Origin of the sequence: uncultured Desulfovibrio sp. (genome assembly GCF_944324935.1) — a bacterium.
GTDB lineage: Bacteria > Desulfobacterota > Desulfovibrionia > Desulfovibrionales > Desulfovibrionaceae > Desulfovibrio.
Genome location: NZ_CALUYG010000068.1, coordinates 1 through 8,852, shown reverse-complemented (window position 1 = coordinate 8,852; position 8,852 = coordinate 1). Strand labels below are relative to the sequence as shown.

Annotated in this window: 8 protein-coding genes; 7 read left to right on the top strand and 1 reads right to left on the bottom strand. The window is 64.6% G+C overall.

Features of this window, described 5'->3' with window-relative positions; genetic code table 11:
- Window positions 1-155 precede the first annotated feature (155 nt).
- From fusA to Q0J54_RS11440, 7 genes are all read left to right on the top strand, one after another.
- A complete protein-coding gene (fusA, locus tag Q0J54_RS11470) occupies window positions 156-2,198 on the top strand; it encodes an elongation factor G (protein ID WP_296305850.1) in 2,043 nt (680 codons plus the stop codon).
- 21 nt (window positions 2,199-2,219) lie between these two features.
- Window positions 2,220-3,029, top strand: a complete 810-nt coding sequence (rsmA, locus tag Q0J54_RS11465) for a 16S rRNA (adenine(1518)-N(6)/adenine(1519)-N(6))-dimethyltransferase RsmA (protein ID WP_296305848.1) — start codon at window positions 2,220-2,222, stop codon at window positions 3,027-3,029.
- 118 nt (window positions 3,030-3,147) lie between these two features.
- Entirely contained in the window at window positions 3,148-3,423 is a 276-nt protein-coding gene (locus Q0J54_RS11460) for an HU family DNA-binding protein (protein ID WP_296305846.1), read from the top strand.
- Window positions 3,424-3,673: 250 nt separating this feature from the next.
- Complete coding sequence (locus Q0J54_RS11455; RefSeq protein WP_296305844.1) at window positions 3,674-4,492, top strand: tetratricopeptide repeat protein; 819 nt, start codon at window positions 3,674-3,676, stop codon at window positions 4,490-4,492.
- A gap of 194 nt (window positions 4,493-4,686) precedes the next feature.
- On the top strand, window positions 4,687-4,890 hold the full coding sequence (gene rpsU, locus Q0J54_RS11450; protein WP_296305852.1) for a 30S ribosomal protein S21: 204 nt from the start codon (window positions 4,687-4,689) through the stop codon (window positions 4,888-4,890).
- A 113-nt stretch (window positions 4,891-5,003) separates the two neighbouring features.
- Window positions 5,004-5,462 (top strand): GatB/YqeY domain-containing protein, encoded by a 459-nt coding sequence (locus Q0J54_RS11445; protein WP_296305840.1) that lies wholly within the window; start codon window positions 5,004-5,006, stop codon window positions 5,460-5,462.
- 116 nt (window positions 5,463-5,578) lie between these two features.
- A complete protein-coding gene (locus Q0J54_RS11440; RefSeq protein ID WP_296305838.1) occupies window positions 5,579-7,993 on the top strand; it encodes a Smr/MutS family protein in 2,415 nt (804 codons plus the stop codon).
- Window positions 7,994-8,152: 159 nt separating this feature from the next.
- Here the strand turns inward: Q0J54_RS11440 and Q0J54_RS11435 are convergent.
- The coding region (locus tag Q0J54_RS11435; protein WP_296305836.1) for an IS30 family transposase at window positions 8,153-8,852 on the bottom strand (700 nt) is incomplete at its 5' end.

Sequence of the window (8,852 nt, the reverse complement as noted above, 5' to 3'; positions counted from 1 at the left end):
GCCTCCCCTTCCCCCCGGACGGGCCGTGCCCGTTAGCGACGCAGGAGCCTTACGGGCATCGACAGCAGAGCGAGAGCCTCCCCTTCCCCCCGGACGACGTCCACCCGTACTGGAGCGTTTTGGCGGAACATGTGAACCATCGTACAGGACAGCCCATGCAGGACATTCGCAATATCGGCATCATCGCCCACATCGACGCGGGCAAGACGACGCTTTCGGAGCGCATGCTCTTTTACAGCCACAAGATCCATCGTCTGGGCGAAGTCCATGACGGCACGGCCACTATGGATTATCTGCCGGAGGAGCAGGAGCGGGGCATCACCATCACCTCGGCCTGCACGTCGTGCCAGTGGGCGGGGCATACCATCAATCTCATCGACACGCCCGGGCATGTGGATTTCACCATTGAGGTGGAACGTTCGCTGCGGGTGCTGGATGGGGCGGTGGGGGTTTTCTGCGCCGTGGCCGGGGTGGAACCGCAGTCGGAGACCGTCTGGCGGCAGTCCGAGCATTTTGCCGTGCCCAAGCTGGCGTTCATCAACAAGATCGACCGTCTGGGAGCGGACTTCGAGGCCGTGCTCACCGCGCTGCGGGAGCGGCTCGGGGCCAATCCCCTGCCGCTGACCGTTCCTGTGGGACAGGGAGAGGACTTCCAGGGGCTCGTGGACCTGCTGGCCGAGGAGTACCTGACGTTTTCGGCGGAGGATCAGGGCCGCACGGTGGAGCGCAGGCCCGTGGCGGAGGCCGGGGCGCAGGCGGCGGAGCTGTGCGCCACCTGGCGGGAACATCTGCTGGAAAAGCTGGCGGAGGCCGACGACGATTTTCTGGAGAGGTATCTTGGCGGCGGCTACGGGCCGGAGGACATCCGCGCGGCCCTGCGCCGGGCGACGCTGGCGCGTGTCGTGACGCCCGTGTATTGCGGGTCGGCCCTGCGCAACAGCGGCGTACAGCCTCTGCTGGACGGCGTCTGCGCCTGGCTGCCCTCGCCGCTGGACGTGCCCGCGCCCACGGGCACGGATGCGGAGGGGCGGCAAGTCGTCATCCCTGCCGATCCGGCGGCCCCGGTGGCGGCGCTGGTCTTCAAGGTGCTCATGGAGAACGGCCGCAAGCTGTGTTTTTTGCGCCTGTATGCCGGGACGCTGCATGAAGGCGAGAGCCTGCGCAACGTGAACCGGAGCTGTGATGAACGGGTGGGGCGCATCTACCGCATGCACGCCGACCGCCGCGAACAGCTCGAAAGCGCGTCCGCGGGCGACATCGTCGGCATCATCGGGCTGCGCTCGGCCCATACCGGAGAGACGTTCACGGACCGGGAGCGGCAAGTGCGTCTGGAGGCCATCGAAAGTTACGCGCCGGTCATCACGCTTGCGCTGGAGCCGCGCAATGCCGACGAGGGCAAGGTGCTGGACGAGGCGTTGGAGCGCTATGCCGCCGAGGACCCCACCCTGCTGGTGCGGCAGGACGAGGAATCCGGCTGCCGCATGGTCTCGGGCATGGGCGAGCTGCATCTGGACATCCTGCTGGAGCGCATCCGCCGCGAATATGGCATCAGCCCCCGGGCCGGCCATCCACAGGTCATCCTGCGCGAGAGCGTACGCAGGAGCGGCGAGGCCGATGTGACCTTTGACCGCGATCTCGGCAAGGAGCATCATCAGGGACATGTGCGCCTTGCCGTCGCGCCGCGTGAGCGCGGCACGGGCAATGCCGTCACCGTGGGCGACTTTTTGCCTGCCGACCCGCAGGAGGCGGCGCGGCTGCTGCCCCGCGCCCTGCTGGAGGCCGCCCTCTCCGGCGTGCGGGATGCCCTGCAAAGCGGCGAGCGTACCGGCTATCCCCTCGAGGATGTGGCCGTACGCCTAGAACTGGTGGAGCGTACGGAGGGGCTGACCACCGTACCGGGAACGCATCTTGCGGCCGGACAGGCCCTGCGCGAGGCCGTGGCCGCCGCCTCGCCGGTGACGCTGGAGCCCATCATGCGCGTCACGATCAGCGTGCCGGACGACTTTCTGGGCGCGGCCATCAGCCTGCTGGGGACCTGCGGCGGCAAGGTGGACGACCTTCAGGACCGGGCGGGCCTCAAGCAGGTGCAGGCCACGGCCCCGCTGCGCAAGCTTTTCGGCTTTTCCACCCAGCTCCGCTCCGTCACGCAGGGCCGGGCCGGGCTCATGCTTTCCTTTGACCGCTTCGACCTGCCCTGATACGCGCACACGGAAGACAGCATGCCACACACTCCCGCCGCATCCGCCCAGCCCGCGGCCAAGAAAAGCCTTGGCCAGCATTTTCTGAAGCATGAACATATCTGCCGGCGCATCGCCGCCCTGCTGCTGCCGCAGCCGGAAGACCGCGTTCTGGAGATCGGCCCCGGGCCGGGCGCGCTGACCCGCGCGCTGGAGGAGCAGCCGCACGCCTGTCTCCTGCTGCTGGAGAAAGACGATCACTGGGCGGCGGAACGGCAGCGGCAGGCAGGCCCGGGCACGCAGGCCGTGCTGACGGACGCCCTGCGCTTCGACTGGTCGCGCATCACGCCGGCCTGTCCCTGGAAGATCGCGGGCAATCTGCCCTACAACGTGGCCTCTCCCATGCTCTGGGACATGGTGGCGCAGGCGCGTGGCCTGCAACGCGGCGTCTTCATGGTGCAGAAGGAGGTAGGGCAGCGCCTGGCCGCCCGGCCGGGCACGTCCCATTACGGCGCATTGTCGGTCTGGGTACAGAGTTTCGTGCGCCCCCGGCTGGAGTTCATCGTGGGGCCGGGTGCGTTCAGTCCGCCGCCCAGGGTGGATTCCGCCGTGCTGTCCTTTGAGCCCCTGCCGGCAGCGGCACGCCCGCCGCATACGACCGAACTTTCCCGCCTGCTGAAGCTCTGCTTCCAGCAGCGACGCAAGCAGATCGGCGGCATTTTTCGCCGCTGCGGGGATGCGGCCCTGTTCACTCTGCCGGAAGAGGCGGGACTTGCGCCGCAGCTGCGCCCGGAACAGCTTTCCGTGGCGGATTTTCATCGCCTGAGCGCCCTTTTGGCCGCCAAAGCTTGACAAGCTTCCTGAAAAATTGTTCCCCTCTTTACGTACGGCCCCGTGCACACTTCCTTTTTTGCCCGCCGTACAAGACACCTGGCCGGGGGGGCCGGGATATGTGTAGGAGGATAGTTTCATGACCAAGGCAGACTTTATCGAAAACATCGCGGCCAAATCCAATCTGACCAAGGCCGCCGCCGAACGTGTGCTCAACGCCTTTCTTGCCGCCGTGGAAGAAAGCCTCGTGGAAGAAGGCAAGCTGACGCTCACCGGTTTCGGCACCTTCAGCGTGGAGACCCGTCAGGCCCGGCAGGGACGCAATCCCCGTACCGGCGAGACACTCACCATTGCCGAAGGCAAGATGATCAAGTTCCGTCCCGGCAAGATGCTCAAGGACGCCCTGGAAGACTAGGCCGGTACACGCGCGGCGCCGCTCCCCATGTGTGGGACAGGCCGGGCATCCCGTCCCGGCACGGGCTGCGCGGCATCCTGTCTGACAGGCTGTTTTTTTGAGGGAGCGGGCATACGGTTGTGCGTGTGCCCGCTTTGTTCAGACAGACGGCACGCTGCCTGCGCCATGCTTGCCGGGTTTTCCGCCGTATCCGACGCAGGCCGCCCGCGCGGCAGGCAGACGAGGGCATCGATCACCCGAAGGAGGCCCCATGAAAATCCTCTGTCTTGCGCTTTTCCTTGTGGTACAGCTTTTTGGCGGCACGGCGGCCTTTGCGGCCTCCCCCTGGGAAACATCCTTTGCGGAAATCCAGCGGGAGGCCGAAGAAGGCAAGCAAACCGCGCAATGCAAACTCGGATACATGTACATGACAGGTACGGACGTTCCCCGGGACGATGCCAAGGCCGTTCACTGGTTCAAAAAGTCTGCCGAGCAGGGCTTTTGTACGGCACAGAACTTTCTCGGCTCGATGTATGCCGAAGGTCGCGGCGTAAAGCAGGATTACGCAGCAGCCCGCCACTGGTATGAAAAGGCCGCCGCGCAGGACTACTCCCCGGCGGATCGCAATCTCGGCTGCCTGTATGCCGAAGGCCTCGGCGTGAAGCAGGATTATGCCCGGGCGCGCGCATACTGGGAAAAGGCCGCCGCCGATGATGACGAGGGCGCCCAGTTTTATCTGGGAGTCATGTACGCCAACGGCGAGGGCGTGCGGGAGGATGCCGCAACGGCCCGCCAATGGTGGGAAAAATCCGCTGAAAATGGCTTTCTGCTCGCCCAGTACATGCTCGGCCTCCTCTATTGCGAAGGGAAGAAGGGCGTACCCCGGGATTACGCCAAGGCGCGCGCATGGTTCGAGAAAGGGGCCCGACAAGGCTTTCCCGCCGCTCAGGTGCAACTCGGCACCCTGTATGCGGAGGGCAAGGGGGGACAAAAGGACATTGCCGCCGCCTTGGAATGGTTTGAAACGGCCTGCCGGAAGGGCAACAAGGAAGGCTGCAACCATCTCAAGCGCCTCAGGCCATCCCGGTAGGAAGGAGGACGGCGCATGGCGCGCACGGGGCGGCGCTTTGTTTTTTTGCCCGCCGCCCTCCCTCTGGAGAAAAAAGACTTGCCTTGCGGGGAAAAACGGTATATAGACGCTTTTCGTTCACTTTGGAACGACGGCGGCTGCGGTCGCCGAGCGCCCGGCCACGGCCGGAGCCCTGAAAAAAGGGGGTGATGTCTGTGCCCGGTGTATTCCTGAACGAAGACGATTACAACTTTGATATTGCGCTCCGCCGCTTCAAGAAGCAGGTGGAAAAGGCCGGTGTGCTGTCCGAAATGAAAAAGCGTCAGCACTACGAAAAGCCGAGCGTGATGCGCAAGAAGAAAAAGGCCGCTGCCCGTAAGCGCCTGATGAAGAAGATGCGCAAGATGAACGCGGCGTAATGTCGCGCCCGCGTCCCTTGGGGCGCAAGCGACGCTGTCCGTTTGCGGGAGGCCCTGCTCTGGGCTTCCCGCTTTTTGATTTTTTCCGGGTCCCGGCCCGTGAGGATATCGACATGAGCCTGTTTGAACAGATTGATAAAGACTATGTGCAGGCCTACAAGGCCAAGGACGCCGTGCGCCTGTCCGTGCTGCGCCTGCTCAAGACCGCCGTCAAGAACCGCCTGGTGGAGCTGCGCCGCCCCGGCGGTACGCTGAACGATGAAGAGATGCTGGACGTCATCATCAAGGAAGGCAAGCAGCGCCAGGACTCCATCGAGCAGTACACGGCCGCCAACCGTCCCGATCTGGCCCAGAAGGAAGCCGAGGAGCTGGCCGTCATTCAGGGATACCTGCCCCAGCCCCTGAGCGCGGAAGAGCTCGACCGCCTCATCGGGGAGACCATCGCCGCCGTGGGCGCGTCCACGCCGCGCGACATGGGCAAGGTCATCTCCGCCATCATGGCCACGCACAAGGGCCGTGTGGATGGCAAGCAGCTTTCCGAAGCCGTCAAGCAGCGCCTGACGCCCCAATAAGTTTCCTGCCGGAGGCCGTGCCGCTGCGCGGCCTTTTTCTCGTTTTTTTGCCTGCCCTTCCCCCGGGGAGGCCATCCCGCTCACCTTCAGACGGCCTCCCGGCCACCCCTCTTGCCATGATCCACGCGCGAACCCTTGCCGCTCTGGAATTTGACGCCGTCATCGCCCATCTGGCCGGGCATTGCACCTCCGGCGTCGGACGCGAACACGCCCTGCGCGTCGCCCCGCTTGCCGATGCCGATGCCGTCACGCGGGAGGCCCGCCTTTTTGACGAATCCCGCGTCTGGGCGGCCCGTCCGCTGGGCAGCGGCGGCTTCATGCTGACGGCCTTCCCGGACGTGAGCGGTCTTTTGCGCGCGGTGGAGCGTCCGCACGCCCAGCCGGATACCGATGCCTTCTGGGCCCTGCGCGAGGTGCTGCGTCTGGCGCAGGCCGCCGTGGAATCCATCGCCGTGCCTGAAGCCGAGACGCAATGGCCGCATCTGCTGGACTTTGCCCGCCGCTCGCCCCTGCCGGTGCAGCTCACCGCGGCCCTCAACCGCTGCCTTTCCGACGACGGCTACATCCGCGACGAGAGCTCGCCGGAACTGCATCAGGTTCGCAGCGAACTCCGCCGCCTGCACCAGAGCTGCATGCGCAAGGTCAAGGATTACGCCGTCCAGTACAATATGCTGCCCTATCTGCAGGACGAATTCATGACCCTTTCGTCCGACCGCTATGTGCTGCCGCTCAAGGCCAATTTCAAGGGGCGCATGCAAGGCATCATCCATGACTGGTCGCAGACCGGCGAGACCTGCTATTTCGAGCCCATGTTCCTGGTGGAGATCAACAACCGCCTTCAGGAACTCAAACGGGAAGAGCGCGAGGAAGAGCAGAAAATCCTTGCCTATCTGCGCTCCCTGCTGCTGGCCGAGCTGCCCGGCGCACGGGCCGCTCTCGATCTGCTGGCCGGGCTGGACGTCCTGCAGGCCAAGCGCCGCCTGGCCGAAAGCTATGACGGCCGCTGCGTGCCCCTGACCCCGGCGGCCGAGGGCATCTGCCTGCTGGAGGCCCGTCACCCGCTCCTGCTGCTGGGCCGGGCGGAGGAGACTCGCCACACACCGCGTGAAGGCGAACGGCGCACCGCCCGCGACGCGGCCGACGCCCGCGAGGAGGCCCGGCGGCGCGTGCGGCCCCTGGACATCGTGCTGCGGCCCGGCGAGCGGGCGCTCATCATCACCGGCGGCAATGCGGGCGGAAAGACCGTCTGCCTCAAGACGCTGGGGCTTATGGCCGCCATGACCCTGAGCGCCCTGCCCGTCCCGGCGGGCGCGGGCTCGCATCTGCCGTGGTTCGGCCGGGTGGACGCCTTCATCGGCGACGAGCAGAGCCTGGCGGACAACGTCTCCACCTTCACGGCCCAGATCCAGCATCTGGGCAAGGCCTGGAAGCATCTGGACGCCGAGGCCCTCGTGCTGCTGGACGAATTCGGCGCGGGCACCGACCCGGCGCAGGGGGCGGCGCTGGCCCAGGCCGTGCTGGACGAGCTGCTGGAAAAGCGGACCTACACCCTCGCGGCCACGCACTTCCCGGCCCTCAAGAGCTACGCCCTCACCCGGGACGGCGCGCGGGCGGCCTCGGTGCTCTTTGATCCGCAGAGCAAGAAACCCCTCTTCCGGCTGGCCTACGATCAGGTGGGGGCCAGTCAGGCGCTGGACGTGGCCCGCGAACACGGCCTGCCGGACAGCATCCTGCGCCGGGCGGAGCAATATCTTTTGCAGGACGGACAGGAGACGGGGCAGGTGCTCCAGCGCCTCAACGATCTGGCCGCCCGCCGGGAAGAAGAGCTGCGCGATCTGAAAAAGGCGCAGGACAAGGCCCGGCGGGAGGCCGAGCACGCCCGCGAAAAATACGAGAAGGAACGCCTGCGCCTCCATGACGAGGTACGCGCGCAGGCACAGGAGCTCATGCGCGCCTGGAAGGAAGGCCGCGCCACCCAGAAGCAGGCCCTGCGGGAGATGTCCCGTCTGCGGGCCTCGCTGGCCGCGCCCGCGCAGCCGGAAGAACAGGCCGCGCCCCAGCCCGCCGCCACCGACTTTCGCGTGGGACAGGAGGTGCTGCACACCGCCTTCAACAAGCGCGGCCGCGTCACCGACATCGACGAGCGACGTAACCGCCTGCGCCTTGACCTCAACGGCGTGAGCCTCTGGGCCGCCATGAAGGACGTGCGCCTGCCCGCGGCCGCCGCTCCCGTCGCCGCCCCCTCGGCGGTGGGCCGGGCCGTGCGCGCGCGGACTGACGACAGCGCCCCCGCCCTCAAGCTCGATCTGCGCGGCATGCGTGCGGATCAGGCCCTGGCCGAAGTGGAGCGCTTCCTCGACAAGGCCCTGCTGGCGGGCTTCCATGAGCTGGAAGTGGTGCACGGACGCGGCACCGGCGCGCTGCGACGGCAGATCCACGATTTTTTGCGCGGCTTCCCGGCTGTGGAACACTTTGCCCTTGCCCCGGAAGACCGCGGCGGCGACGGCATGACCATCGTCCAGTTGCGCTGAGAAGATGCGGGGGAGGGAACCTTTGGGCAGATTGTCAAACGAAAGTTGACACAAAGAAGACCCCGTCTTCCCTCATTTTTTCCACAGTTGTCTTGTAACCGAACTTCTTGCGCGGGCGGTGGTTGATGAGTGCCACCGCCCTCTCCATGTCTTTTTGCGTTATCCCCTTGAAACTCCTATACTGGGGAAAAATTGACGAAGAAGCCCATTTGTCTGTTCATTGAGTCCGCGTTCCCCCGGACAGCCAGCATGGCAAAAGTAGCTTGCGGTCCCAAAGTGTGCATCTATCTGCTTGTAATTTAAAAATTTCTTCCCTTGATCATATGTGATGCTCCTGAAAAAATCTTTTGGAACATGAGAAAAAAGCTTTATTATCGCTGATGAAATATCCGTACTTGTTCGTTTTGCACTGTACGCGGCCATAAGAAAGCCACTTTTTCGCTCAACAGCCGTCAAAATATAGCCACTTTGTCCATTTCCATGTACAAGATCGCATTCCCAATGGCCATGACTCTCTTCCTCGGGGCGGGTGCTTATGCAGGGAAGTGCTGGAAAAGCGCATTTTTTGCCATGAATAAGACGTTTCCCAGGGCGTTTGTGGCGAAGGTAGCGAAAAAAACCTCTGAAGGGCTTCTTCTTTTCATACTTCCTGGAATCCTTGCTGATCCAGCGATACATACTTTTGAAGGAAATGTGTCGTGCCGAATCTTCGGGAAATTCCTGTCGCAGGCGGCCCGTTATTTGCTCCGGGAACCAGTCATTCCTCAATCCCTCCCGCACAGAGGCGGTAAGAAAAGCCGTCCGCTTTCCCGCGTTCTTATCTTTTGAGGCACGCCAGTCGGCCCGCCTTTGAGCGGCC